This window comes from Rhodococcoides corynebacterioides, from assembly GCF_019834675.1.
Classification (GTDB): Bacteria; Actinomycetota; Actinomycetes; order Mycobacteriales; family Mycobacteriaceae; genus Rhodococcoides; species Rhodococcoides corynebacterioides_A.
This window is the reverse complement of the sequence record NZ_JABUBU010000012.1, coordinates 28,771-55,486: the sequence shown is the minus strand read 5'-3', so window position 1 is coordinate 55,486 and position 26,716 is coordinate 28,771. Positions and strand designations below refer to the sequence as shown.

Annotated in this window: 20 protein-coding genes; 13 read left to right on the top strand and 7 right to left on the bottom strand. The window is 70.1% G+C overall.

Annotation, left to right across the window (positions count from 1 at the left end; translation table 11 throughout):
- Nucleotides 1-8 precede the first annotated feature (8 nt).
- The 4 genes from wzm to HQ603_RS12925 all read left to right on the top strand — a co-directional run bounded on the left by wzm (nt 9) and on the right by HQ603_RS12925 (nt 3,492).
- Entirely contained in the window at nt 9-869 is an 861-nt protein-coding gene (wzm, locus tag HQ603_RS12940; RefSeq protein ID WP_222684931.1) for a galactan export ABC transporter permease subunit Wzm/RfbD, read from the top strand.
- A 15-nt stretch (nt 870-884) separates the two neighbouring features.
- The gene (gene wzt, locus HQ603_RS12935; protein WP_222684930.1) at nt 885-1,721 is read left to right on the top strand and encodes a galactan export ABC transporter ATP-binding subunit Wzt/RfbE; all 837 of its coding nucleotides are present in this window, start codon (nt 885-887) and stop codon (nt 1,719-1,721) included.
- The gene (gene glfT1 / locus HQ603_RS12930; RefSeq protein ID WP_222684929.1) at nt 1,714-2,601 is read left to right on the top strand and encodes a galactofuranosyltransferase GlfT1; all 888 of its coding nucleotides are present in this window, start codon (nt 1,714-1,716) and stop codon (nt 2,599-2,601) included. The genes wzt and glfT1 overlap by 8 nt, the downstream gene beginning before the upstream one ends.
- Before the next feature lie 75 nt (nt 2,602-2,676).
- Nucleotides 2,677-3,492 (top strand): class I SAM-dependent methyltransferase, encoded by an 816-nt coding sequence (locus HQ603_RS12925; RefSeq protein ID WP_222684928.1) that lies wholly within the window; start codon nt 2,677-2,679, stop codon nt 3,490-3,492.
- A gap of 9 nt (nt 3,493-3,501) precedes the next feature.
- Here HQ603_RS12925 and HQ603_RS12920 read toward each other — a convergent pair whose 3' ends face one another.
- The 5 genes from HQ603_RS12920 to rfbB form a co-directional block, all read right to left on the bottom strand.
- The gene (locus tag HQ603_RS12920) at nt 3,502-5,373 is read right to left on the bottom strand and encodes a glycosyltransferase (protein WP_222684927.1); all 1,872 of its coding nucleotides are present in this window, start codon (nt 5,371-5,373) and stop codon (nt 3,502-3,504) included.
- A gap of 83 nt (nt 5,374-5,456) precedes the next feature.
- Complete coding sequence (locus HQ603_RS12915) at nt 5,457-7,739, bottom strand: YfhO family protein (RefSeq protein ID WP_222684926.1); 2,283 nt, start codon at nt 7,737-7,739, stop codon at nt 5,457-5,459.
- Nucleotides 7,736-8,140, bottom strand: a complete 405-nt coding sequence (locus tag HQ603_RS12910) for a GtrA family protein (RefSeq protein ID WP_222684925.1) — start codon at nt 8,138-8,140, stop codon at nt 7,736-7,738. The genes HQ603_RS12915 and HQ603_RS12910 overlap by 4 nt, the downstream gene beginning before the upstream one ends.
- Nucleotides 8,141-8,150: 10 nt before the next feature.
- Nucleotides 8,151-9,242 (bottom strand): glycosyltransferase family 2 protein, encoded by a 1,092-nt coding sequence (locus HQ603_RS12905; RefSeq protein ID WP_222684924.1) that lies wholly within the window; start codon nt 9,240-9,242, stop codon nt 8,151-8,153.
- A gap of 85 nt (nt 9,243-9,327) precedes the next feature.
- Nucleotides 9,328-10,347: a dTDP-glucose 4,6-dehydratase gene (gene rfbB, locus HQ603_RS12900; RefSeq protein WP_222684923.1), complete on the bottom strand. Its 1,020-nt coding sequence runs from the start codon at nt 10,345-10,347 to the stop codon at nt 9,328-9,330.
- Nucleotides 10,348-10,401: 54 nt separating this feature from the next.
- Here rfbB and rfbA point away from each other — a divergent pair, with 54 nt between their 5' ends.
- Both rfbA and HQ603_RS12890 read left to right on the top strand, forming a co-directional pair.
- Nucleotides 10,402-11,274 carry a glucose-1-phosphate thymidylyltransferase RfbA gene (gene rfbA, locus HQ603_RS12895; RefSeq protein ID WP_222684922.1) on the top strand — a complete coding sequence of 291 codons (873 nt, stop codon included), beginning with the start codon at nt 10,402-10,404 and terminating at the stop codon, nt 11,272-11,274.
- Complete coding sequence (locus HQ603_RS12890) at nt 11,271-11,831, top strand: dTDP-4-dehydrorhamnose 3,5-epimerase family protein (protein WP_222684921.1); 561 nt, start codon at nt 11,271-11,273, stop codon at nt 11,829-11,831. Before rfbA ends, HQ603_RS12890 begins: the two co-directional genes overlap by 4 nt.
- 37 nt (nt 11,832-11,868) lie before the next feature.
- Here HQ603_RS12890 and HQ603_RS12885 read toward each other — a convergent pair whose 3' ends face one another.
- Nucleotides 11,869-12,324 carry a GtrA family protein gene (locus HQ603_RS12885; RefSeq protein WP_308116065.1) on the bottom strand — a complete coding sequence of 152 codons (456 nt, stop codon included), beginning with the start codon at nt 12,322-12,324 and terminating at the stop codon, nt 11,869-11,871.
- 85 nt (nt 12,325-12,409) lie between these two features.
- Here HQ603_RS12885 and HQ603_RS12880 point away from each other — a divergent pair, with 85 nt between their 5' ends.
- From HQ603_RS12880 to HQ603_RS12850, 7 genes are read left to right on the top strand one after another with little or no spacing between them, the layout of a single operon-like run.
- On the top strand, nt 12,410-13,657 hold the full coding sequence (locus HQ603_RS12880) for a hypothetical protein (protein ID WP_222684920.1): 1,248 nt from the start codon (nt 12,410-12,412) through the stop codon (nt 13,655-13,657).
- Nucleotides 13,658-13,668: 11 nt separating this feature from the next.
- A complete protein-coding gene (locus HQ603_RS12875; protein ID WP_222684919.1) occupies nt 13,669-15,075 on the top strand; it encodes an FAD-binding protein in 1,407 nt (468 codons plus the stop codon).
- Nucleotides 15,072-15,836, top strand: a complete 765-nt coding sequence (locus HQ603_RS12870) for a decaprenylphospho-beta-D-erythro-pentofuranosid-2-ulose 2-reductase (RefSeq protein ID WP_222684918.1) — start codon at nt 15,072-15,074, stop codon at nt 15,834-15,836. The genes HQ603_RS12875 and HQ603_RS12870 overlap by 4 nt, the downstream gene beginning before the upstream one ends.
- A complete protein-coding gene (locus HQ603_RS12865; RefSeq protein WP_371831052.1) occupies nt 15,833-17,782 on the top strand; it encodes a galactan 5-O-arabinofuranosyltransferase in 1,950 nt (649 codons plus the stop codon). Before HQ603_RS12870 ends, HQ603_RS12865 begins: the two co-directional genes overlap by 4 nt.
- Nucleotides 17,779-19,575: a glycosyl transferase gene (locus HQ603_RS12860; protein WP_222684917.1), complete on the top strand. Its 1,797-nt coding sequence runs from the start codon at nt 17,779-17,781 to the stop codon at nt 19,573-19,575. The genes HQ603_RS12865 and HQ603_RS12860 overlap by 4 nt, the downstream gene beginning before the upstream one ends.
- Nucleotides 19,572-22,853 carry an arabinosyltransferase domain-containing protein gene (locus HQ603_RS12855; RefSeq protein ID WP_222684916.1) on the top strand — a complete coding sequence of 1,094 codons (3,282 nt, stop codon included), beginning with the start codon at nt 19,572-19,574 and terminating at the stop codon, nt 22,851-22,853. Before HQ603_RS12860 ends, HQ603_RS12855 begins: the two co-directional genes overlap by 4 nt.
- Before the next feature lie 49 nt (nt 22,854-22,902).
- Complete coding sequence (locus tag HQ603_RS12850) at nt 22,903-26,211, top strand: arabinosyltransferase domain-containing protein (protein ID WP_222684915.1); 3,309 nt, start codon at nt 22,903-22,905, stop codon at nt 26,209-26,211.
- A 51-nt stretch (nt 26,212-26,262) separates the two neighbouring features.
- On the opposite strand, the gene HQ603_RS12845 is transcribed toward HQ603_RS12850, so the two are convergent.
- Nucleotides 26,263-26,682, bottom strand: a complete 420-nt coding sequence (locus HQ603_RS12845; RefSeq protein ID WP_222684914.1) for a lipase family protein — start codon at nt 26,680-26,682, stop codon at nt 26,263-26,265.
- Nucleotides 26,683-26,716 lie beyond the last annotated feature (34 nt).

Sequence of the window (26,716 nt, the reverse complement as noted above, 5' to 3'; positions counted from 1 at the left end):
CGTCCGTCGTGGTAGCACCAGCGATCGACTCGGACACCGGCGGCGAGCCCGCGTCGGACTCCCAGACCTATCGCCGGGCGGTCCGCGACCTCCGTGACGGCTACGCGCAGCGTGAGCTGTGGCTGAGCCTGGGGTGGCAGGACATCAAGCAGCGCTACCGCCGGTCCGTGATCGGCCCGTTCTGGATCACCATCGCCACGGGCGTCCAGGCCGTCGCCATGGGCCTGCTGTACTCGGTGCTGCTCGACATCGACCTGCGCTCGTTCCTGCCGCACGTCACCGTCGGCCTCATCATCTGGAACCTCATCAGCGCGTCGATCCTCGAGGGCGCCGACGTCTTCATCGCCAACGAGGGACTGATCAAACAGCTCCCCTCGGCGCTGAGCGTGCACGTCTACCGCCTGGTGTGGCGGCAGGTGCTGCTGCTCGCGCACAACCTGCTGATCTACCTGATCATGTTGGCGGTGTTCCGGCCGGAACTGCACTGGACCATCATCACGGCCGTTCCGGCGTTCTTCCTGATCGTCGTGAACATGGTGTGGGTGGCGCTGCTGTTCGGCATCGTCGCCACCCGGTACCGCGACCTCGCGCCGATCCTCGGCAGTCTGGTCACGCTGCTGTTCTTCATGACGCCGATCGTCTGGACCACCGCCAACCTGCAGACCATGGGCGGTGAGGCCGCGCAGCGCGCCCGCCTGGTCGAGATCAACCCCCTCTTCCACTACCTCGACATCCTGCGCGCGCCGTTGATCGGCGAGGACCAACAGGCGTACCACTGGTACATCGTGCTGGGCTGCACCGCGGCCGGCATCGCCCTCACCATGGTCGCCATGCGCACCTTCCGCGCCCGCGTGCCCTACTGGGTCTGATCGGAGACCGCGACCATGACCGTCAGCATCGACACGCATTCCGCGTGCGTCGACTTCCCCATCTTCGACGCCAAGACCCGCTCGCTGAAGAAGGCGTTCCTGGGCAAGGCCGGCGGAACGATCGGCCGCAACGCCAGCGACGTCGTCGTCGTCGAGGCGCTGCGCGACATCACCCTCTCTCTCCGCGAGGGCGACCGCGTGGGCCTGGTCGGCCACAACGGCGCGGGCAAGTCGACGCTCCTGCGACTGCTGGCCGGGATCTACGAGCCCACGCGCGGCAGCGCCGTCGTCCGCGGCCGCGTGGCCCCGGTCTTCGACCTCGGCGTCGGGATGGACCCCGAGATCTCGGGCTACGAGAACATCGTCATCCGCGGCCTGTTCCTGGGGCAGACCCGCAAGCAGATGGCGTCCAAGATCGACGAGATCGCCGAGTTCACCGAGCTCGGCGACTACCTCGACATGCCGCTGCGCACCTACTCCACCGGCATGCGCGTACGCATCGCGATGGGGGTGGTGACCAGCATCGACCCCGAGATCCTGCTGCTCGACGAGGGTATCGGCGCCGTCGACGCCGAGTTCATGAAGAAGGCCCGCACGCGCCTGCAGGAGCTGGTGAAGCGCTCCGGCATCCTCGTCTTCGCCTCGCACTCCAACGAGTTCCTCGCCCAGCTCTGCGACACCGCGATGTGGATCGACCACGGCCAGGTGCGGCAGCAGGGCGGGATCGAGGACGTCGTGCGTGCCTACGAGGGCGACGACGCCGGTGACCACGTCGCGCACATCCTCCGCGAGTTGGCCGTGAGCGACGGGGAGCGTGACGGCACCGCGAGCGACGGGGAGCGCGGTGCCTGAGACGATCGTCGGCGTCGTCGTCACCCACCGTCGTCGAGCGTTGCTGGCGGAGTCCCTCGCCGTCCTGGCGTCGCAGACGCGGCCGTTGGACCACCTGATCGTCGTCGACAACGCGTGCGAGGACGACGTCCGGACGTTGGTGGAATCTCAACCCCTCGCGACGACGTACCTCGGCAGCAAGCACAACCTCGGCGGCGCCGGCGGCTTCGCCCTCGGCATCCTCTACGCCCTGTCCCTCGGTGCGGACCGCGTCTGGTTGGCCGACGACGACGGTCGGCCGGAGGGTCCCGACGTGCTCGCGACGCTGCTGCGCTGCGCCGAGACCCACGCGCTCGACGAGGTCTCGCCGGTGGTCTGCGACATCGACGAGCCGGACCGGCTGGCCTTCCCGCTGCGCCGCGGCACGGCGTGGCGACGGTGGCGGTCGGAGTTGGGAACCGAGGAGTTCCTCCCGTCCTACGCGTCTCTGTTCAACGGGGCGCTGTTCACGGCGGCGGCCGTCGAGGCCGTCGGCGTGCCCGATCTGCGCCTGTTCGTGCGTGGCGACGAGGTCGAGGTGCACCGTCGCCTCACCCGCTCCGGACTGCGGTTCGGGACGTGCCTGCAGACGGCGTACCTGCATCCCAACGGCAGCGACGAGTTCAAGCCGATCCTGGGCGGTCGGATGCACACGCAGTACCCCGACAACGACGTCAAGCGGTACTACACCTACCGCAACCGTGGGTACGTGCTCGCGCAGCCGGGAATGCGGAAGCTGTTGCCGCAGGAATGGATTCGGTTCGGGTGGTACTTCCTGGTCACCACCCGCGACGTCGCGGGACTCCGCGAGTGGCGGCGTCTGCGGGCCCTCGGTCGGAACGAGCGATTCCGCCGCCCCTGACCCGACGAACCGGACGCGTCGGCGACGGGGCCGTGAACTACGGTATGTGTCCATGACACGACTGCGGTGGCCGCGATGAGGTGGGGTCGGCGCATCCGGTCGTCGGCACGCGCGAAGGTGGTCCGGGCCGTGCACGAGGTGGTCGCGGAGACCACCGAGGACGCCGAACGTCGGCACCGCGAGCTGCTGGATCTGCTGGTGGGCCAGGCCCGCACGATCGCCGAACTCCAGGAGTCGGTGTCCTCCCTCGAGTTCCGGATGCGACGCGATCTGCCGTTCGCCTCCGACGTCGAAGCGGCCGCGTCGAGCGCCGACTTCGTCGAGCAGCACCTCCCGACGGTCCCGTCGTTCACCCACCCCACCGCCATCCTGCGGCACGCCGTCGACGCCGTGTCGATCGACGGCATGGCACTGGAGTTCGGGGTCGCCACGGGCACGACGCTCAACGTCGTCGCCGAGCAGTGGGCCGCCAACGCCAACGTGGGCGTCGTGGCGGGCTTCGACACGTTCGAGGGCCTCCCGGAGACGTGGCGAACCGGCTTCGAGGCCGGCACCTTCGCACAGGACACCCTGCCCGAGGTTCCCGGAGCGCACCTGGTCCGGGGCCTGTTCCAGGAGACGCTCGGCCCGTTCCTGTCGAAGAACCGCGGGCCCGTGGCGTTCGTCCACATCGACGCCGACCTCTACTCCTCGGCCGACTTCGTCCTGCGCCGCCTCGAATCCCGTCTCCGGGCAGGCACGGTGATCGTGTTCGACGAGTTCTTCAACTTCCCCGGCTGGCAGGCGCACGAGTACCGGGCGTGGACCGAGTTCGTCGAGCGGACGGGCGTGAAGTTCGAGTACCTCGCCTACACCTCGAACAACGAGCAGGTGGCCGTCCGGCTGCGCTGACGCGGTCGGTCAGCGCATCTCGGCGTGGGCAGGGGTGTCGAGTCCGTAGAGGCGGGCCCAGTTCTCGCGCGTCGTCAGGTCCGATCGCGCGGCGCGATAGGTCTGCGCCACCGCCGGCGTCTCCTTGCGCAGTCGGTCCAGTACCCGGCGACCGCGCTTCAGCAGCTCCAGCGCCCGCTGACGGTCGCGTACCCGTACGCGGACACCCTCCTGCGACCGGTCGGTGACGACGGCGTGAGCGAAGAGCGAGACGTGCCACCAGTGGGCGTCGTCGGCCGAGATGGCGACGGGGCCGGGATGAACCCTGCCGTGGAACTGCTGCACGATGCGCTTGGCCAGCACCGCCCATTCCATGCTGGGCTTGGGATTCGGTCCGGCCGGCGTGATGACCATGTCCGCGGGACGGACCCCCGGAACATCGTTGGCGTTGTGACGCTTGGTCTCTCCGTAGCGGGCGCGTTCCCGACGGATCGCGGCGGCGGCCTCCATGCCGCCGTCCGCCAGCAGCGCCGGGCCGCCGAGGAAGTCCTCGACGGACTTGATGAGGGTGTACGCCATGCCGTACTGCATCGACACGAGGTACCGCAACAGATCTCGCCGCAACTGCTTGGCCAACGCGACGCCGTCGAGTTCGGTGTGCAGTGCGGCCGTGATCATGCCGTTCCGGAGGTTGAAGTAGCGGTGCCACTCGTCCCAGTCCTTCCAGGCGAAATCGGCATGCCAGACCGCCGCCCCGGGCAGCGTGACCGTCGCGAATCCGTGTGCGCGCGAACGGTAGCCGTACTCGATGTCGTCCCATTGGAAGAACAGGGGAAGCGGGTAGCCGACCTCCGCCACGATCTCGGACGGGATCAGGCAGGACCACCAGCCGTTGTAGCCCGCGTCCACGCGGACTTCCTGCTGCTTCTTCTTCAAGACGCTGCGGTCGGCGAACGCGTCCTTGACGTGCAGTCCGGCCTCGAGCCGCTGGAGGTTCGCCACCTCGGCCCCGACGTGCACGCGATCCGGGTGCAGCAGGTAGAGCATCTGCGCACCCACGATGGCCGGCTCCACCGTCTTGTTGGCGAAGGCGTTCATCCGCACGAAGGCTTCCGGCTCGCACAACACGTCGTCGTCCATGAACACCACGTTGGCCGGATCGCCGCCCTTGCCCTGCACCTCGTACAGGCCGCGGGTGAACCCGCCCGCACCGCCCAGGTTCGGCTGGGTGATGTACACCAGCTTGTCTCCCAGATCTCCTGCCACACGCTGGAATTCCGCCCGCGTCTCGACCCGGTCGGTACCTTGGTCGACGACGTAGACGTGGTCGACGTCCCGCAGGGCGAGGGGATCGTCCGCCAGTGCGGCCACGGTGGCAGCGCAGTCGTCCGCCCGGTTGAACGTGCACACCACCACCGAGGTGGGGCGCATCCGTTCCGGTGCCTCGACCCGCCACGTCGCATCGTCCAGAACGAACTCGTCGGCCGACGTCATGATGCGCACGAACAGCGCGCCGCCGTCGAGGAACTGCGTCGTCGGCACGGTGAGGCTCACGCGGTCGTCGGCGTCGGTGATTGCGCGACTGGCCATGATGCGCTCGCGACCCAGGTAATCGGTGGCCACCACGTCGAGTCGCGCCCGACCGTCGACCCGTGCATCGAACGTCACCTCGGTGACGGTGGTCCACCGCTGCCAATAACTCGCCGGAAAGCGGCCGAAATAGCTGTTGGTGGAGACCACGCTGCGCTTGGCCATGGCGACCGCCGCGCGGGAACGCTCGGCGGACCCCTTGGCGATCTCGGCGTACATATCCGCACTGACCAGCGGAGAAGGACCGTCGAACAGGACCCGCTGGGCCACCGTCGTCCCGGATGTCGTCGGCACGACAGCGTCGCTGTTCATGATGAGAAATACCCTCCGCGTCGCGTTCTCTCGGCATTGTCCCGTGAAAAGCGGACAATCGTTCTTCGACCGTCGTCAGGCTATCAATCCGCGCGTGCGGGGCCCGCATTCACGACGGAGCGGCGACGGCGGCGGCGATCCAGCACCGAGATCGCCGCCGATGCCAGGACCGCGACCACGGCCGCGGCAACGGCGACCGCGCGGCCGGGTGCCAGTCCCGGGGACGAGTAGACGACGTCGAGCTGCCCACCACCGGCCGGAACGTCGACCGAGAGCAGGCCGGCCGGTCCCTCCGCCACCTCCACGGGCCGACCGTCGACGGTGGCGGAGTACCCGGGCCAGGCCAGTCGGGAGAACAGCACTGTTCCCGCGCGGTCGGCGGTGACGACGACCGTCTCCGATGTCGGAGTGCTCGACCGGGTCTCGGTGTCGATGCCCGCGGACGCCCACGTGACCGGACCCGCCGACGCCGCCATCGGGCTGTCTCGCACCCATACCACGCGCGCGGGGTCGGCTGCCGCCAGTCGCCACCCGGGCGGCGGCGGTCCCGCCGTCTCCACGGGCGCCAACGTGCGCTGAACGACGAGGGTGGACACTCCCATCACGTCGACGAGAGGAGCGTCGACCGCAGCGGACGCCGGTGCGAAGATGCGCTCCACCGCGCCCGAACAGACGGCGCCCCGGTAATCCATGCAGAGCTCGTCGGCGAACGAGTCGAATCCCATTCCGGTGTAACTGGTCACGGCACCGGGGTCCGCCACTCTCGCCAGATTCCCGAAGAGGAGTCGTCCTTCTCGCGAGTCCTCCGTCGTCACGGAGAGGCGGTCGGCCAACTGCAGCACCACCCCTCGGTACTCGGCGGCGCCGCGCCGCATGTCGGCGACCGAAAAGACCGGCGATCCCCCGTCCGGCAGCGGGTCCGGCCGAGGTTCGTCGTCGACCGCTATCGGTTGCGCGACCGAGGGAAAGGCCGAGAACTGCACCATCGACACCGCAGCGGTGCCGACGACGGCGACCACGGCCAGCGCCGCGACGCCCGCTCGTCGGCCTACGGTGACCGCGGCCGCCACTCCGGCCCCCACCACGAGCAGGCCGACCAGATGCTCGAGCCACAGATCGGGACGGACGGCCCAGGCGGAGTAGGCGCCGAACGCCACGATCGCCACGGTCGCTCCCACCCGCCGTCTCGTCATCGGAGCGAGCCCCCGGCTCAGCAGCACGGCGAAGACGACCGCCACGACCACGTAGAGATACTCGACCAGACGGAACGGCCACCTGAACAGCCAGAGATTCGAGGGTGCGAGGGTCGCGATCAGATAGAAGGAACCCACGACGAGCAGCCCGACTCCGCCCGGGATCCGACGCCGACCACTCCAGCGCAACCAGGGCAACAGCGGCAGAACGAACCAGGCCAGGTACGTCGAGGGCACGCTGTCGAGCGGCCCCTTCCAGTTCGAGATCGACGGGAGATACGTGGGCGAGCTACCCGCCGCCAGGTCACCGAGATCCGGCACGAGGAACGTGTCGTTCGCGATCGCCGCCAGGCTCTGCCGGGTGGTCACCTCGCTCGCCCCGAGCAGGGGCAGGAACACCATCGGAGCGATGGCGCCGACGCAGGCACCCATCACGGTGAGCAGGACGAGGCGACGGCCGTCGCGACGCAGGATCAGCTCGATGCCCAGCGCGGCCAGGACGACCACCAGACCCAGCGGGGCGTACGGGTTACCGGCGGTCATGGCGAGGAAGCCGAACGCGAAGGGGACGATCATCGGGGCGCGACCGAGGGCGAAGCGTCTCGCCGACCACCAGAAATGCACGAACCAGGTGAACGCGGCGAGTCCGGCCGGCCACCCGGCGGCCTCGTACCAGAGCGTCAGTCCGGACACCGGTATCGCGACGGCGACCAGGAACGACGGCCCCCGGTGAGCGCCGTAGGTCCGTGCGAGCAGGTAGACCCCGATCGACAGGATCGCGAGCATCTCGGCGGCGACCACGAACGCCGCGAGCGAGAGATTGTCGAAATAGGACACCAGGACGAAGTTGGCCAGGTTGACCGGGTTCCAGATGCCGTCGAGCGCTTCGGCTGCGTAATTGCCGCCCATCCACGCAGCCGGGTCCATCGCAACCCACTGCCCGCTACGCAGCTGCGACCCCAGGACGTGCCAGAGTGGCGCGAACTGCTCGTACATGTCTCCGACGTAGAAGAACCGAGTGCCGCGCCACTGCGCCAGAGCCACCAGGCCGACGACGGTGACGGCGGCCAGAATTCCGAGCAGAACGTCCCATCGACGTCCGGGACGCGGGTTGCCGACGGCGGCGTCGCCCGTCGCCTCGATCGCCTCCGTGGTGTCGGCCGATGCGGTCACGGGTCACCCGCCCCGGTCGGGTCCGCCGGCGCAGGCGCGCTCCGACCGATCAACAGGCGCCGGGACAGCAGGAAGGTCACGGGAATGGCAGCTGCCGCCGCGACCAGCGGCGCGACGCGCTCGTCCATTCCGAGACCACTGACGAGGACGATCACTCCGACCGTCGTCATCACGTAGTTGGTCGCATTGGTGAGCGGCCACAGGGCGAATTTCCGCCAGGTCGGTCGAGTGCGAAAGGTGTACAGACAGTTGAGAAAGAAGGAGAACACCATCGCCGACGCGATGGCGAGCAGATGCGCGGCCCAGTACGGAACGACCAGGCGGAAGGCGAGGTAGAGACCGTAGTAGACGCCGGTGTTCAGAACACCGACGAGCGCGAAGCGAAGGATGTGCGTGGGCATACGTCGGTCGTCAGGCGTCCCCGCCGCGGCGGGACTCGCGCCGGGTGGGTCCGTTCGGGCCGGAGTCGAACGCCGGGACCGCATGGGACGGCCGAAAGCGTCCGCTCGGCATTCCGGAGGACTGCTCGATGCGGGGATCGATGTGGCCACCCGTCGGGATGCCGGGCTCGGTCTCCGCGACCAGGTAGTGCGGGCGTTGCTTGACCTCGTAGTAGATGCGCCCCACGTACTCCCCGATGACGCCGAGGAAGAGCAGCTGCAGACCACCGAATCCGATGATGGCCGCCACCAAGGTGACGTACCCGGGCACCGTGACCCCGGCGACGACCGCCGCGCAGATGAGGAACACCACATAGGCGAAGCCCACGACCATCGCTGCGGCGCCGAGATAGATCGCCAGCCGCAGCGGCGCATTGTTGAACGACATCACGCCGTCGAGCCCGTAGTTGAGCAGGCGCCGGAGCGTCCATTTGCTCTCACCGCCACCCTGGCGAGGCTCGTTGCGGTAGTCCACGGTGACGGCCGGGAAGCCGATCCACGAGAAGAGGCCCTTGGAGAACCTGTTGTATTCGCCCATCTGCAGGAGCGCGTCCACGGCCCGCCGACTCAGCAGGCGGAAATCGCCCGCGCCGTCCTCGATGGACACGTCGACCACACGATTGACCAACCGGTAGTACATCCGCGACATCGCGGTTCGGCCACGCGAATCTCCGTCACGCGTCCGCCGGGCGACCACCTGGTCGTACCCCTCGCGGTGCAGTCGGACCATGTCGGCGATGAGGTGCGGCGGGTGCTGCAGATCGGCGTCCATGATGACCACGGCATCGCCCCGCGCGTAACTCAGTCCGGCCAACATCGCGGATTCCTTGCCGAAGTTCCGGCTGAAGGAGACGTACCGCACGCGCTCGTCACGCTCGTGGCGGGCTCGCATGATCGACTTGGTGGCGTCGCGACTTCCGTCGTCGACCAGAACCACCTCGAGACGCGGAGAGTCACCGTCCACGGTCTCGGGCAGATCCGCCTCGACCGCGAGGACCGCATCGACGAGGGCATCGAGAACGCTCTCCTCGTTGTGACACGGAACGACGACGCTGAGCAGCACTACTCCCCCATCGTCGCCTCCGCGCACCCGGACGGGCGCCGGCCGTGAAGTCTACCCATACCGCTCGTCACGGTCGGCGACTCGATCAGTGTCGTGAACCGGCCCCGGTCACCCGCTCGGTGCCGGCGTAGACGGCTTCGGTGGCGTCCTTCTGCGGTCGCCACCAGTTCTCGTTGGTGCGGTACCAGTCGATGGTGGCGGTGAGGCCGGCGCGGAAGTCGGAGTAGGTGGGGGTCCAGCCGAGTTCGGTGCGCAGGCGGGTGGAGTCGATGGCGTAGCGCAGGTCGTGGCCGGGGCGGTCGGTGACGAAGTCGAAGTCGTTCGGGTCCTTGCCGCAGAGTTCGAGGATGGTTTCGACGACGGTGCGGTTGTTCGCTTCGCCGTCGGCGCCGATGAGGTAGGTCTGGCCGAGTTCGCCGCGCTCGACGATGGTCCAGACGGCGTCGTTGTGGTCGTCGACGTGGATCCAGTCGCGGACGTTGGCGCCGGTGCCGTAGAGGCGGGGGCGCACGCCGGTGAGGACGTTGGTGATCTGGCGGGGGATGAACTTCTCGACGTGCTGGTAGGGGCCGTAGTTGTTGGAGCAGTTGGAGATGGTGGCGCGGATGCCGAAGGAGCGTGCCCACGCGCGCACGAGCAGGTCCGAGGAGGCCTTGGTGGAGGAGTAGGGGCTCGACGGGTTGTACGGGGTGGTCTCGGTGAACCGGGCCGGGTCGTCGAGTTCGAGGTCGCCGTAGACCTCGTCGGTGGAGATGTGGTGGTAGCGCACGTCATGGGTGCGGACGGCCTGGAGCAGGGTGGTGGTGCCGACGACGTTGGTGCGCACGAACGGCCAGGGGTCGGCGAGGGAGTTGTCGTTGTGCGACTCGGCGGCGAAGTGGACGACGAGGTCGGTCTCGGCGACGAGGCGGTTCACGAGGTCGGCGTCGCAGATGTCGCCGTGGACGAACGTGATGCGGTCGGCGACCGGGGCCAGGGAGGCGCGGGTGCCGGCGTAGGTGAGGGCGTCGAGGACGGTGATCCGGGCGTCCGGGCGGGTCGCCAGGGTGCGGTGGACGAAGTTCGCGCCGATGAATCCGGCCCCGCCGGTGACGAGCATCCTCATGCGCGAAACAGTACGTGGCGTGCGGTCGCTTCTGCAGTCTGGGAGACTCCCCCGGTGCGAGGAATCATTCTGGCCGGGGGAACCGGGTCGCGGTTGCATCCCATCACGCAGGGGATCAGCAAGCAGTTGGTGCCGGTCTACGACAAGCCGATGATCTACTACCCGCTGACGACGCTGATGCTCGCCGGGATTCGCGACATCCTCATCATCACCACCCCGCAGGACGCCGACCAGTTCGCCCGCCTCCTCGGCGACGGCTCCCGGTTCGGCATCTCCCTGACCTACACCGTCCAACACGAACCCAACGGTCTCGCCCAGGCGTTCGTCCTCGGCGCCGACCACATCGGCGAAGACGCCGTCGCCCTGGTGCTCGGCGACAACATCTTCTACGGCCCCGGCCTGGGCTCCCAGCTCACCCGCTTCGAGGGCCTCGACGGCGGTGCGGTGTTCGCCTACGAGGTCGCCGACCCCTCCGCCTACGGCGTCATCGAATTCGACGAGCACGGCCGCGCGATCTCCCTCGAGGAGAAGCCCGCCGTGCCGAAGTCGACCTTCGCGGTGCCGGGGCTGTACTTCTACGACAACGACGTCGTCGAGATCGCCCGCGGCCTGACCCCGTCGCCGCGCGGGGAGTACGAGATCACCGACGTCAACCGGCACTACCTCGAGGCGGGTCGCCTGCAGGTCGAGGTGCTGCCCCGCGGCACCGCCTGGCTCGACACCGGCACTTTCGAATCGCTGCTCGAGGCGTCGAACTACGTGCGCACCATCGAACACCGCCAGGGCCTGAAGATCGGCGCCCCCGAGGAAGTCGCGTGGCGACGCGGATTCCTCACCGACGACGACCTGCGCACCCGCGCGGAGGGCCTTATCAAATCCGGTTACGGGTCCTACCTGCTCGCCCTGCTCGAGAGAGGCCACCGATGAACATCCGAGAACTGTCGGTACCGGGAGCGTTCGAGATCACCCCCCGCCAGTTCGGCGACGACCGCGGCGTGTTCTTCGAGTGGTACAAATCGTCCGCGTTCACCGAGGCCGTCGGACACCCCGTGGACCTGGTGCAGGCCAACTGCTCCGTCTCCGCCGCCGGCGTGCTGCGCGGCATCCACACCACGATCGCCCCGCCCGGGCAGGCGAAGTACGTCACCGCCGTCACCGGCGCGTTCCTCGACGTCGTGGTCGACCTCCGCCCGCAATCGCCCACCTACGGCACCTGGGACTCGGTACTCATCGACGACGTCGACCGCCGCGCGGTGTACCTGCCCGCCGGCCTCGGCCACGCCATCCTCTCCCTCGAGGACCGCTCGACGGTGATGTACCTGTGCAGCCTCGAATACAGCCCCCACCTCGACCGCGACATCCACCCACTCGACCCCGACCTCGCCATCGACTGGCCCACCCGCGGCCGCGACGGCACCGCCCTGACCTACCAACTCTCCGACAAGGACGCCGCCGCCCCCGCCTTCGCCGACTGGAACCGCTGAGCGGACGAGTCGGCTCGGCGTCACGACACCGTCGGCGTCAGGACACGCGGAAGATGACCGTCCGCTGCACGACGAAGTTGATGACCGTCGCCGTGCCCTGCGCGATGACGAAGGCCGCGGCGCTGTAGACCACCGTCTCCGGCCAGAGGTGGCCGAACAGGGTGTAGAGCACGTTCTGCACGCCGAACGTCGCCAGGTAGAGCAGCACGACGGCGACGAACCGCTTTCGGCTCGGCGCGGCGGCGAACGTCCACCGCCGGTTGATCAGGTACGCGACGGTCGTCCCGACGACGAAGCCGACGGCCTTGGCCAGCGACAACTGCACGTCCAGCCCGTACTGCAGGGCGATGGTGATGGAGAAGTCGACGATCGCCGAGAGCACGCCGGTGACGAGGAACCGCACGATCTGCGTGCGCAGATCCGGGGCGGCGTCGGCCGTGTTCTCCGTCAGCGGGAGTTCGACGGGAAGCGGTGCATGAGGCTGGTCCGACACGCGTGCGAGCCTAGCCCCACGGCCCCGGGAGCCCCCGCGCGAGAACATAACGTATGGTCTCGTGGTGCCCATGACAGCGACCCCCATGGACAGAGTGACCGACCGCGGTACACGCCGCGTCCTCGCCGCCGCGCTCGTCGCCGTCGGTGTCGCGCTGTTCGCCGCTCGCGCCCTGCCGCGTTTCCGCGACCCGGCCCTGTTCGCCGAGGACGGCGAGATCTTCCTGGCCGGCGCGTACAACGAGGGACTCGCCGCACTGCTCGAGCCCTATGCCGGGTATCTGCACCTCGTTCCTCGCCTCGTCGCGGCGGCGACGGTGTGGGTACCGATCACGGCTGTTCCGCTGGTCTACCTCGTCGCGACGGTGGTGATCCACCTGGCGTTCCTGGCTCCGGCGCTGTCCCGTCGCCTCGACCCGGTGCTTCCCTCGGCGCTGTACCGCAGCGGCCTGTTCGTGTCCCTCTGCCTGCTCCCCGCTTTGTGGGAGGTGTACGGAAACATCGCCAACCTGATCTTCGCGGCGGCGACGGCCCTGACGTTGGTCGTCATCAGCGTCGATCCGCGGACTCGACCGGGTCGCTGGATCGAGATCGTCGCGATCGGGCTCATCGGGCTGTCCGGTCCGCTGATCGTGCTCTTCGTCCCGTTCTTCGTGTGGCGCTGGCTGCGTCTCGGCAGAACGCGTCATTCGCTGGCGGTGACGATCGTCGCCGTGGCCACGGCCGCGGTCCAGCTGTCGGTCTATCTCTCCTCGGATCGCTCGACCCCCGGTGGCGGAACCGTGACGATCCTCGTTCGCAGCGCGGTCGAGCGGGTGGGCGGCGGCTACCTCGTGGGACACCGGGCGGGCTTCGTCGGCGCGCTGGGATCGCCGACGGCCGTGGCCGCGGCACTGTGGCTGACCGCGGCCGTCGTTCTGACGTGCTGGGCCGTGGGACGAATCGCTGTCCCGCTGTGGCTGCTCTTCGTCGTTCTGCTGGCATCGGCGGTGAACGCCTACGGGCCGATCGTCCTGGCCTCCGGGGAAGCGCTGCAACGACACATCACCACCCCCATGGCCATCGTGGTGATCCTGATGTGGGTGACCATCGCGTCGAGAGCGCTCACCGCTGTGCGGGTCGTCGCGGCCGGTCTACTGCTCTGCGGTGCGCTCGGCGTGGTGCGCGATTTCGCCCCTGAGCCGTATCCGTTCCGGCCCGACCTCCGCCCTCTCGAACGCTGCGTCGAGGCCGACGCCGGCGTGTGTCGGCAGCTGATCTTCGGACCGGGGTGGGAGGTGGTCCTCGCACCGGATGGGCCGCGGCTCGTCGGGGGCACGCCGACGGACGGGTAACCTGACTACCGATGTCCATCACCGATATGCCCCCGACCAGCGCGCGCACCCTCACCGGGTGGGCCCGCACGTCGCCCACCACGGCGCAGGTTCTCTCCACGCCGGACCCGGCCGTCGTCGCCGACGCGGTGCGGGTGGTGGCGGAGCAGAACGAGAGCAAGCCGTCGCACCTGCGCCGCGGTGTCATCGCCCGCGGGCTGGGCCGCAGCTACGGCGACAACGCGCAGAACGGCGGCGGCCTCGTCGTCGACATGAGCGCGATGAACCGCATCCACTCCATGAACGCGGAGACGCACATCGTCGACGTCGACGGTGGCGTGAACCTCGACCAGCTGATGCGCGCCGCGTTGCCGCTGGGCCTCTGGGTCCCGGTGCTGCCGGGCACGCGGCAGGTGACCATCGGCGGCGCCATCGGCTGCGACATCCACGGCAAGAACCATCACAGCGCGGGCAGCTTCGGCAACCACGTGCGGTCGATGGACCTGCTCCTCGCCGACGGCACCGTCCGGCACATCACGCCCGACGGCCCGGACTCGGCGCTGTTCTGGGCCACCGTGGGCGGCAACGGGCTGACGGGCATCATCCTGCGCGCCACCATCCAGATGACCCCGACCGAGACGGCGTACTTCATCGCCGACGGCGACGTCACGGCGAGCCTCGACGACACCATCGCGTTCCACAGCGACGGCAGCGAGAGCAACTACGACTACTCGAGCGCCTGGTTCGACGCGATCTCCGGCCCGCCGAAGCTGGGCCGCGCCGCCATCTCGCGCGGCTCGCTGGCGCGGCTGGACCAGCTGCCGACCAAGCTGCAGAAGGATCCGCTGAAGTTCGACGCCCCCCAGCTGCTGACGTTCCCCGACGTCTTCCCCAACGGTCTGGCCAACAAGTGGACGTTCGGGCCGATCGGCGAGCTCTGGTACCGCAAGTCGGGCACCTACCGCGGCAAGGTCCAGAATCTGACGCAGTTCTATCACCCGCTCGACATGTTCGGTGAGTGGAACCGCGCGTACGGATCCGCCGGCTTCCTGCAGTACCAGTTCGTGGTGCCGCCGCAGGCCGTCGAGGAGTTCAAGCGCATCATCGTCGACATCCAGCGCTCGGGGCACTACTCGTTCCTCAACGTCTTCAAGCTGTTCGGCGAGGGCAACCAGGCCCCGCTGAGCTTCCCCATCGCCGGGTGGAACGTCTGCGTCGACTTCCCCATCAAGGCCGGTCTCGGCCGGTTCGTCGCCGATCTGGACAAGCGCGTCCTCGAGTTCGGCGGGCGCCTGTACACGGCCAAGGATTCGCGGACCTCGGCCGAGACGTTCCACGCGATGTACCCCCGCATCGACGAGTGGATCGGTGTCCGCCGCTCCGTCGACCCCACCGGCGTGTTCGCCTCCGATATGGCCAGAAGGTTGGAATTGCTGTGACGATCGACGCCGTGGGCGACCCCCAGACCATCCTGGTGCTCGGTGGCACCAGCGAGATCGGTCTCGCCATCACCGAGGAGTACCTGGCCACCGCTCCCGCGCGCGTGATCCTCGCTGCGCTGCCGAACGATCCGAAGCGCGACGCCTCGGTCGCGCAGATGCAGGCGGCCGGCGCGCGGGAGGTCGAGGTGATCGACTTCGACGCCCTCGACACCGACGCGCACCCCGCCGTGATCGAGAAGGCGTGGGAGAAAGGCGATGTCGACGTCGCCGTCGTCGCGTTCGCGGTCGACTTCGACCCCGAGGAGCTGTGGCAGGACCAGCGCAAGGCGGTCCTGACGGCGAACGTCAACTACACCGCCTCCGTGTCCGTCGGCGTGCTGCTCGGGCAGAAGATGAAGGCGCAGGCGTCGGGACGCATCATCGTGATGTCCTCGGTGGCGGGTGAGCGGGTCCGCCGCTCCAACTTCGTCTACGGCTCCACCAAGGCCGGACTCGACGGCTTCTACCTGGGCCTGGGAGAAGCGTTGCGGGAGTACGGTCCTCGCGTCACGGTCATACGCCCCGGCATGGTGCGCACCGAGTTCAGCGCCCACGTCAAGGAAGCCCCCCTGACGGTGAACAAGGAAGACGTCGCCAAGCTGGCCGTCTCCTCGGCCCGCAAGGGCAAGGACCTGGTGTGGGCACCGGGCCCCTTCCGCTTCGTGATGATGGGTCTGCGGCACGTGCCGCGTCCGGTCTTCCGCAAACTCCCCCTCTGACGGTGCGGGCGGCAGCGCCGGCGCGGACGGCTCTCACCGTCGCCGCCGAGGCAGTGGCGGCGGTCGTGGTCGCCGCCCTCGTCGCGGCGACCGGCCTGATCGCCTTCTCCGTGGTGCAGTGGCCGGCGTTCAACTCCTCCAACGTCACTCGGGCCGTCACCACGGTCGGCCAGGTGGTGACGACGGCCGTTCTCGGGGCCGCGGTGGTGCTGGCCCGCCGGAACGGTCGGCCGCTGCTGTGGAAGCCGTTGTCGTGGATCGGGCTGTCCGGCTTCGTCACCGTCACGCTGGGCATGCCGCTGGCGGCGACGAAGCTCTACCTGTTCGGCGTCTCCGTCGACCAGGAGTTCCGCACCGAGTACCTGACGCGTCTGACGGATTCGGCTGCGCTGCAGGACATGACGTACGCGGACCTGCCGCCCTACTACCCGGCCGGGTGGTTCTGGGTGGGCGGGCGCATCGCGGACGCCCTGGGGCTCGCGGGCTGGGAGGCGTACAAGCCCTGGGCCATCGGTTCGCTCGCGGTCGCCGCCGTGATCGGCCTGGTCCTGTGGTCCGCCCTGGTGCGCCGGGATCTCGCGATCCTCGCCGCGCTTGGTGTGACGGCCCTGGTCCTGGCGTACGCCTCCCCCGAGGCGTACGGCGCGGTGATCGCCGTCCTGATCCCGCCGATGCTGATCCTCGCGTGGGGCGGTCTGCACCGCCCGGACGCTCCGCGCGGTGCAGGGTGGGCCGCCGTGGTCGCCACCGGCGTGTTCCTCGGGGTCGCGGCCACCGTCTACACGCTCTACCTGGGGTTCACCGCCTTCGCCGTCACGCTCATGGCCCTGGTGTCGGCCCTGCTGCGCTACCGCGCGTCGAGAACCCCGTCGTCCCTGGTGGATCCGGCCGTGCGCCTGATCGTGATCGCCGCGCTGTCGGGGCTGATCGCCCTGACCGTCTGGGCCCCGTACCTGGCCGCGGCCCTCACCGGGAGAACCGCCGAATCCGGCACCGCCCTGCACTACCTACCGGAGACCGGCGCCGAACTGCCGCTGCCGATGACGCAGTTCACGCTCCTCGGCGCGCTCTGCCTGGTCGGCACGGTGTGGATCCTGTTCCGGCTGAAGGACTCCCGCCGCGCACAGGCCCTCGGCGTCGGCGTGGCGGCCGTGTACCTGTGGGCGCTGCTGTCGATGCTCGCGACCGTCGCCGGGACCACCCTGCTGGGGTTCCGCCTCGAACCGGTCCTCATCGCCCTGCTCGGCGCGGCCGGCGTGTTCGGCGTCGTCGACGGCACCCGCGTGCTGTACCTCGTCGCCTCGGAGTCCCCGCGTGTCCGGACGGCCTCGGTGGCCGTCGCCGTGGTCGGGGCGCTGGCGTTCGCCCAGGACATCCCCCACGTCCTGCAGAACGAGATCACCGTCGCGTACACGGACACCGACGGCAACGGCGATCGAGCCGATCGCCGCGCGCCCGGCGTCGCGTCGTACTACGGGGAGGTCGACGCCGCTCTGCAGGCCGCCCGACCCGGCCCGCGGACCGACACCGTGGTCCTCACCTCGGACACGTCCTTCCTGGCGTTCCTGCCCTACTTCGGGTTCCAGGGCCTGACCAGCCACTACGCCAATCCGCTGGCCGAGTTCTCCGCACGGGCCGACGCGATCGAGTCGTGGAGCGAGCTCACCACGCCCGAGGAGTTGGTCGCCGCGCTCGACGCCGCACCGTGGCGGGCACCCGACGCGTTCCTGTTCCGTCGCGGCGCCGACGGCTACACACTCCGCCTCGCCGAGGACGTCTACCCGAACGATCCGAACGTGCGTCGGTACTCGGTGACGTTCCCCGAGACCCTGTTCGACGACCCGCGATTCGACGTGCAGGAGATCGGCCCGTTCGTGCTCGTCGTACGCGGTGCCGACGCCGGTGTCGCCGCGGCCGGTGCGGGTGGTGCGGGCGGCGGCTCGTGACCGAGGTGCTCGACCCGACCGTCGACGACGTCACGACGGCGCGCCGACGGCGTCGTCCCGACGTCGTGGCCGCGGGCGTCTACCTCCTGCTCGCGGTGATCGTGCTCGGCGGGCAGTGGCACCGTCTCGGCACCGGGTACCTCCGATTCTCCGGCCAGGACCAGACCATGTGGGAGTGGTTCTTCGCCGTCACCGCGAAATCGGTGGCCGCGCTGGAGAACCCGTTGTTCTCCGATCTGCAGAACGCCCCCGCCGGGGTGAACATGATGGCGAACACCGCCATGCTGGGCCTGTCGATCCCGCTCACCCCCGTGACCCTCGCGTTCGGTCCGACGGTGACGTTCACGCTCGCCCTGACGCTCGGCCTCGCGACGACCGCGTTCGGGTGGTACTTCCTCCTCTCGCGCACGGTGATCAGATCCCGCCTCGCGGCCGGGTCGGGCGGACTGATCGCCGGATTCGCCCCCGGCATGATCAGCCATGCGTCCGCCCACCCCAACTTCACCTTCCTGGGCGTCCTGCCCGTGCTGGCGCTGTGCCTGATCCGGCTGGGTCAGGGCCGGAACGTCCGCCGCCACACGGTGGCTCTCGGCCTGCTCACCGCGTGGCAGGTACTGCTCGGCGAGGAACCGTTGCTGATCTTCGCCATCGCCGTCGCCGTGATGCTGGTGGCGCACACCGCGGCGGCGCCGCGCGCCACGCTCGCCACGATCCGGCGCGGTCTCGGCCCGGTTCTGCTCGCCGCCGCACTGGCCGCCGCCCTGGTCGCGGTGCCCCTGTGGTGGCAGTTCCGCGGACCGCAGAGCTACACCCACCTCGACCACCAGCTGCCCGGCAACTCGCTGCTGTCCTTCGTGGCGTTCCCGCCGCAGTCGCTGTGGGGCACGGCGTTTCCCGCCGAGGACGTAGCACTCAACCCCACCGAGCAGAACGCCTACTTCGGCGTCCCCCTGCTGCTGCTGGTCGCGGCGTGCGTCGTCGTCCTGCGGCGTCTGCCGATCGCGCGCGCTGCCGCCGCGACCGTGCTCGTGCTCGCCGTGCTGTCGGTGGGGACCGAACTGACGATCACCGAGGATCCCGTCGCGCGCTGGCTCCCGGGCGAGTGGCTCGACCGCACGCCGCTGCTGGAATCCGTCCTCGAGACGCGGTTCGTGTTGGCCGCGGTGCCGCTCATGGCGATGCTCGTCGCCCTCGTCACCGATCGCGTCCTGTCCGCCCGCGGCGATCGGAGCGGCCGACGCCGGACCGCTCTGTGGGCGGGCGCGCTGGCCGTCGCCCTGGTTCCGCTGATCCCGGTCCCCCTGCCCACCGCCGAGCGCACCCCGGCACCCACCGTCCTCGCCGGCGGTCTGCCGGGCGCCCTGGTCGACGGCGCCGAGACCGGCGCCGAGACCGGCATGGCCACCGTGGTCACCGTGCCGATTCCGAGCCCCGGCAACGCCGACGCACTCCGGTGGCAGGTCGACGCCGGCCTGACCTACCGCATCGCCGGCGGCTACTTCGTCGGCCCGAGCGGGGAGGCCGACGGCGAGGCGAAGTACGGCGCCGTCGATCGGCCCACGGCCCTGCTCCTCGGCCGGGTCGCGCGCACCGGTGAGGTGCCGCCCCTCGCGGACGTCGATCGCACCCGCGCCCGCGAGGACCTCGCCTACTGGAACGCCGACGTCGTGATCCTGCCCACCGCGCAGTCGACGGCCGACGCCCTGCGCCGCACCGTCGCCGACCTGCTGGGCGAGGACGGCACCGTCCTCGGCGACGCGGTGCTCTGGGACGTCCGCGGCATGCGGGAATGACGGGCCCCGCGGAGCGGTCGCCTAGCATCGGGGCCGTGTCGAATGCCGTCGTCGAATCTCCATCCCCGTCCGACCCGGCAGCACGGTCGTTCCGCACGGCACGGCTGGTCGCCGTGGTCACCGGTGTTCTCGGCACTCTGCTCGCGCTGATCACTCCGTTCCTGCCGGTCGAGCAGGACGCAGCCACCGTCTCCTGGCCCGACGGGCAGTTCGAGTCCGTCTCCGCTCCCCTCGTGTCCTACCGACCCCTCGCCCTCGACGCGACCATCCCCTGCTCGGTGCTCGCGGACGCGCCGGCGGACAGCGTCGTGCTCTCCACCGCGGCGCCGGGTGCGCCCGATGCCCGCCGGGTCGGACTGGTCGTCTCCACCGGGGCCGACCGCGGCCTGTCGGTGGTGCTGCGGGACCAGTTGCTGCTCTCGGCGCCCGCCGACGCGCTCACCGGCTGCGACGGACTGACCATCACCTCGACGCAGGACGGCACGACGGCCACGCTCGGCGAGCGGGTGGGCGAGGTCGCCGGCGACCAGCGACCACAGACCGTCGGACTGTTCACCACCCTGACCGGCCCCGCACCCGACGGCACCACGGCCACGGTCGCCGTCGACTCGCGGTTCTCCTCCTCGCCGTCGACCGTCAAGTTGCTCGCGATGATCGTCGGCGCGCTGCTCACCGTCGCGTCGCTGGTGGCGCTGCACCGTCTCGACGGCGTCGACCGTCGACGTCCGCGTCGATTCCTCCCCGCCCACTGGCTCCGCCTCACCGGCGTCGACGCCGTCGTCCTGGGCACGCTCGTCGTCTGGCACGTCATCGGCGCCAACACCTCCGACGACGGCTACCTGCTCAACATGGCCCGCGTGTCCGAGAACGCCGGATACATGGCCAACTACTACCGCTGGTTCGGCGTCCCCGAAGCGCCGTTCGGCATGCCGTACTACGACATGCTCGCGGCGCTGACCAAGGTCTCCACGGCCAGCCCGTGGATGCGCCTGCCCGCCCTGCTCGCCGGCATCCTGTGCTGGCTCGTCATCAGCCGCGAGGTCATCCCGCGCCTCGGCCGCGCGGTGCGCACCCGGCCGGTCGCGGTCTGGACGGCGGGCCTGGTCTTCCTCGCCTTCTGGCTGCCCTACGACAACGGCCTGCGCCCCGAGCCCGTCATCGCCCTCGGCGCGCTCCTGACGTGGTGCTCCATCGAACGCGCCATCGCGACCGGCCGACTGCTTCCCGCGGCGGTGGCCGCGGTGATCGCGGCCTTCTCGCTGGCGGCCGGCCCGACGGGTCTGATCGCCATCGCCGCCCTCGTCGCCGGGTCCCGTCCCGTGCTGCAGATCGTGATTCGACGACGTCGTGCCATCGGGCTGCCGGCGTTGCTCGCGCCGCTGCTCGCGGCCGGCACCGTGGTGCTGACGGCGGTGTTCGCCGACCAGACGGTGGCCTCGGTCCTGGAGGCGACCCGCGTCCGGTCCGCCGTGGGCCCCAACGTCGCGTGGTTCGACGAGCGGTACCGCTGGGACGCGCTCCTCAACATCTCGCCCGACGGGTCGCTCGCCCGCCGGTTCGCGGTCTTCGCGATGCTGCTGTGCCTGGTGACCTGCATCGTCGTCATGCTGCGACGCGGCGGCCGCATCCCCGGCACCTCGCTGGGGCCGTCCCGACGCATCCTCGGCATCGTCGTCGGCGCCCTCGCGCTGATGATGTTCACGCCCACCAAGTGGACCCACCACTTCGGGGTCTACGCCGGCCTCGCCGGGTCGTTGGCCGCGCTGGGCGCGATCGCCGTCATCTCCGCCACCGAACGCTCACCCCGCAACCGCACGCTCTTCGGCGCCGCCGTGCTGTTCCTGACGGCGCTCGCCTTCACCGGCTCGAACGGCTGGTGGTACGTCTCGAGCTACGGCGTGCCGTGGTTCGACAAACCGCCGTCCATCGCCGGCAAGGGATTCGCGACCGTCCTGCTCGGGCTGACCGTCCTGACGTTGGCCGTGGCGGCGTGGCAGCACTTCCGCGCGCCGTTCCGCCCGCCGCAACCCACCCGCCTGCGGCGCTGGAGCGGGGCGCCGCTCACGATCGTGGCCGCCGCCGTCGTCCTGTTCGAGATCCTCTCGCTCCTCAAGGGCGCGGTGTCGCAGTACCCCGCGTACTCCGTGGCGCGCTCGAACCTGAACGCGCTCACGGGCGAGACGTGCGGCCTGGCCCGCGACGTCCTGGTGGAGTCCGATCCGAACTCCTCGATGCTGCAACCGCTGAACCCGACGCCGGGCGTCGATCCGCTGGCCGGGACGTCGTCCGTCGGGTTCACGCCCGACGGTGTGGCGAGCGACCTCTCCGCGGACCGGGAGACCTCGGGCACCACGGGCGGCGCCAACTCCGTCGACCCGTCCGACACCGACCAGAGCAGCACCGCCAACACGGCGGGCACCGGCGGCGGCACCACCGCGGGCACCGGCGTCAACGGCTCCCGCGTGGCCCTGCCCTTCGGCCTCGATCCCGCGACCACGCCGGTCCTCGGCAGCTTCGGCTCCGGCGACAGTGCCCCGGCGACCCTCGAGTCCAGCTGGTACGCGCTGCCGCGGACGGAGGACTTCCTGGCCATCACCGCCGCCGGGCGCATCCGGTCGGTCGACGCGGACGGCATCGTGACGCCCGGTCAGTCGCTCGAGCTGGAGTTCGCCGCCGTCGACGGTGTCGGCGGTGTCGACGGTGTCGACGGTGACAACGAGCGGCTCCTCGGCCGCGTCACCCCGATCGACATCGGCCCGCAGCCGTCGTGGCGCACACTGCGCGTCGCGCCGGCGGACATCCCTCGGGAGGCGAACGCGGTGCGCGTCGTCGCGACGGACGACGACCTCGCGGGCGACCAGTGGCTCGCCGTCACGCCCCCGCGGACACCGCGGACCGAGACGCTGAACGCCGTCGTCGGGCCGACCGCGCCGGTGCTGCTCGACTGGTCCGTCGGCCTGGCGTTCCCCTGCCAGCGGCCCTTCGACCACCGCTTGGGTGTCGCGGAACTGCCGGAGTGGCGCATCCTGCCCGATCGCACGGGCGCGGAGTCGACCAACGCGTGGCAGGACTCCGTCGGCGGCGGTCCGCTCGGCTGGACTCCGCTGATCCTGCGCGCCGAGACGGTGCCCACCTACCTCGCCGACGACCTGCGGCGGGACTGGGGTTCGCTGGAGCGGTACCTCCCGCTCGACCCCGAAGCGGAACCCGCGACGGTGGACGTCGACACGGTCGGGCGGTCCGGACTCTGGAGTCCGGGACAGATCGGCTACCAGTAGGTAACCGGCGATTCGGGTGCGGCGTCACGGTCGCATAACATCGGTAGCCGTGCCTGACGCTCCCTCCGTGCCCGCTGCGCCGACACCCGACCGCGGGACACGATCGGCAGATCTGCGTGGGCAGTACCGCACCACCCGTCTGATCGCCGTCGTCGCCGGACTGCTGGGGGCGCTGTTCGCCGTGCTGACCCCGTTCCTCCCGGTCACCCAGGAGGACGCCTCGGTTCGGTGGCCGCAGAACGGCACGCTCGACAGCGTCGACGCCCCGCTGATGTCGCAGGTCCCGCAGTCGATGAGCGTGACCGTTCCGTGCACCGCGGTCGGTGCGCTGCCCGACGCCGGCGGCCTGCTGCTGTCGACCGCACCGCCCCAGGGCGAGGGCGCCGCGCTCAACGCGATGTTCGTCCGGGTCTCGTCGTCCTCGGTCGACGTCCTCGACCGCAACGTGGTCATCGCGTCCGCCCCGCGGTCACAGGTGGAGTCGCCGGCCTGCACCGCGATTCGGTTCGACTCCGACCTCGACGCGACCACCGCCTCCTTCGAGGGACTCACCGACGACCAGGGCGCGCCGCGCGCCGGCCGACTCGACGGGGACTTCCGGCCCCAGGTGGTCGGCGTCTACTCCGATCTGTCCGGACCGGCGTCGTCGTACCCCGGTCTGTCGGTCGACCTCTCGGTCGACTCCCGGTTCTCGTCGTCGCCCGGGTTGCTCAAACTGCTGGTGATGATCGGCGCGGCCGGCACCACCGCCCTCGCCCTCGGCGCACTGGCGCGGCTCGACGGTCTCGACGGCCGCTCGCACCGCCGCTTCTTCCCCACCGGCTGGTGGCGACCCACCGGGATCGACGGTGTGGTGGTGGGCGCCCTGGTCGGCTGGCACTTCTTCGGCGCCAACACCTCCGACGACGGCTACCTCCTCACCATGGCCCGGGTGTCGGAGAACGCCGGGTACATGGCCAACTACTTCCGCTGGTTCGGCGTACCCGAGGCCCCGTTCGGCTGGTACTACGACGTGCTCGCCGCCTTCGCGAAGATCTCCACCGCCAGCCCGTGGATGCGCCTGCCCGCCCTGGTCGCCGGCGTGCTCTGCTGGCTGGTCATCAGCCGCGAGGTCGTCCCGCGGCTCGGCCGCGCCGTCCGCACCAACTCGGTGGCGCTGTGGACCGGCGGCCTCGTCTTCCTCGCGTTCTGGCTGCCCTACGACAACGGCCTGCGTCCCGAGCCGGTGGTCGCCCTCGGTGCGCTGGTGACGTGGTGCTCGGTGGAGCGGGCCATCGCCACCGGACGATTGCTCCCGGCCGCGGTGGCGGCCCTGGTGGGCGCGTTCACCCTCGCCGCGGCGCCCACCGGACTGATGTGTGTGGCCGCGATCATCACCGGCATCAGGCCGCTCACCCGCATCGTGGTCAAGCGGCACCGCGCCGTCGGCACCCTGCCGCTCCTCGCCCCGATCGCGAGCGCCGGTCTGCTGGTGCTCATCGTGGTCTACGGCGACCAGACGTTCGCCGCCGTGCAGGAATCCACCCGCGTTCGCACCCTGATCGGGCCGAACCTGCCCTGGTACAACGACTTCCTCCGGTACTACTACCTCTTCGTCCAGACCGTGGACGGCTCGGTCACCCGCCGCTTCGCCTTCCTGGTGATGCTCCTGTGCCTGTTCACGACGCTCGTGGTCCTGTTGCGTCGCAAGCGCATTCCGGGTGTCCCGTCCGGTCCGGCGTGGCGACTGATCGGCGTCGTCTTCGGGACGATCTTCTTCATGATGTTCAACCCCACCAAGTGGACGCACCACTTCGGGGTCTACGCGGGCATCGCCGGATCGCTCGCCGCGCTCACCGCCGTCGCCGTGTCCGCCAGCGCGCTGCGCTCGCGCCGCAACCGCACCGTCTTCGTCGTCGGCCTCGTCTTCGTTCTCGCCCTGTCCTTCTCGGGCATCAACGGCTACTGGTACGTCTCGAGCTACGGCGTGCCGTGGTTCGACAAGGTGGTCTCCGTCGCCGGCATCCAGTCGAACACCGTCCTTCTCGGGCTGTTCTTCGTCGCGGTCGCGCTGGCCGGATGGCACTACCTCCGTGAGGGATTCGCCGCGCCGCAGCCCAAGCCGGGCAGCGTCCGCGGCCGCCGCATCCGGAAGTTCGCCGCCGCACCGCTCACGGTGGTGGCCGGCCTGATGGTGCTGTTCGCGATCGCGTCCCTGCTCAAGGGCGCCGTCTCGCAGTACCCGGCGTACTCGCTGGGCCGCTCCAACGTGCAGGCCCTCGCAGGCAACAGCTGCGGTCTGGCCCGCGACGTGCTGGTCGAGTCCGACCCCAATCAGGGTGTTCTGCAACCGCTTCCCGGACCCGTGAATCCCGAGCTCGGTCCCCTGGGCGGCGAGAACCCGGTCGGGTTCAGCGCCAACGGTGTGCCGACCGACCTCAGCGCGGACGCCGTGGAGGTCAAGCCCGGCCAGGGCAACACCGACTCGCAGTCCGTCGGCGCCTCCTTCGAGGAGGGCCAGTCCTCCGGTACCGCCGGCGGTGTCGGCGCGGTCGGCGTCAACGGCTCCACCGCCAAGCTCCCGTTCGGCCTGGACCCTGCCCGCACACCCGTGCTGGGCTCGTACCAGACCGGGGTGCAGACCCCGGCCGTCGCCACGTCGAGTTGGTACGGCCTACCCGCCGCCTCCGACGACGCCCCGCTGATCGTGGTCTCCGCCGCCGGCCGCATCTGGTCCGAGGACCCGACCGCGGGAACGTTCACCTACGGCCAGTCGCTGCGCGTCGAGTACGGGCGCACCCAGCCCGACGGCACCGTCGCGGTCCAGGGCGACTACCTGCCGAAGGACATCGGTCCGGCCCCCTCGTGGCGGAACCTGCGCATCCCCCGCGCGGACCTGCCCGCCGACACCGACGCCGTCCGCATCGTCGCCAACGATCCCAACCTCACCGGGGACCAGTGGCTGGCCTTCACCCCGCCGCGCGTGCCCGTCGTGACCACGCTGCAGGACGAGATCGGCTCGGAGCAGCCGGTGCTGCTGGACTGGGCCGTCGGGCTGCAGTTCCCGTGCCAGCGGCCGTTCGACCACCGCGTCGGCGTCGCCGAGGTGCCGGGCTATCGCATCCTGCCGGACCGCGGACTGGCCGTGTCCTCCACCGACACGTGGCAGGCGGCCGAGAACGGCGGACCGCTCGGGTTCACCGAGATGCTCGCCTCCCCCGTCGCGATCCCGACGTACCTGAACCACGACTGGGGACGGGACTGGGGCTCGCTGGAGCGCTACGACCGGTTCGACGCCTCCGCCCGCACCGCGGACGTCGACGTCACCGAGCGGAGCCGCTCGGGACTGTGGTCGCCGGGAACGCTGCGGGTCTACTGATTCGGGTCTACTGATTCGGATCCGCGGACTCGGGGTTTCCGACGCCGAGGGCTACGAGCCTGCCGACGCGGGCTCGACCGGTAGCGGGTCGTCGCAGGTCGATCCGGCGGGCACGCCCGCCAGCCGATCGGCCAGCCAGTCGACCGCGAGGAGGCCACCGGTCATGGCCGTGTCCTGGTGCGAGACCTGGCCGAGCCACGCCATCGTCAGCGCGGGTTCGGCAGCGCTGCACGCGTTCTCGGCGAGAAGAGCGGTGGTGTTCGGCAGCACGATCTGGTCTGCGAGCGACTGGACCACGAACAGCGGCTCGTCGGGGGTGGCGTAGAAGTCGGCGAGCGACGCCTGGAACGTGTCGTCGTCGCGCCGGGTTTCGCCGGTGCGCGTCACGATCACCACCACCACGACCGCCACGGCGATCACCACGACGGCGCCGAGCGCCGCCAACACGGTCACCAGGCGTCGTCGTCTCACGGCGACGGGCGGAACGCTAACCCACCCGCGGCGC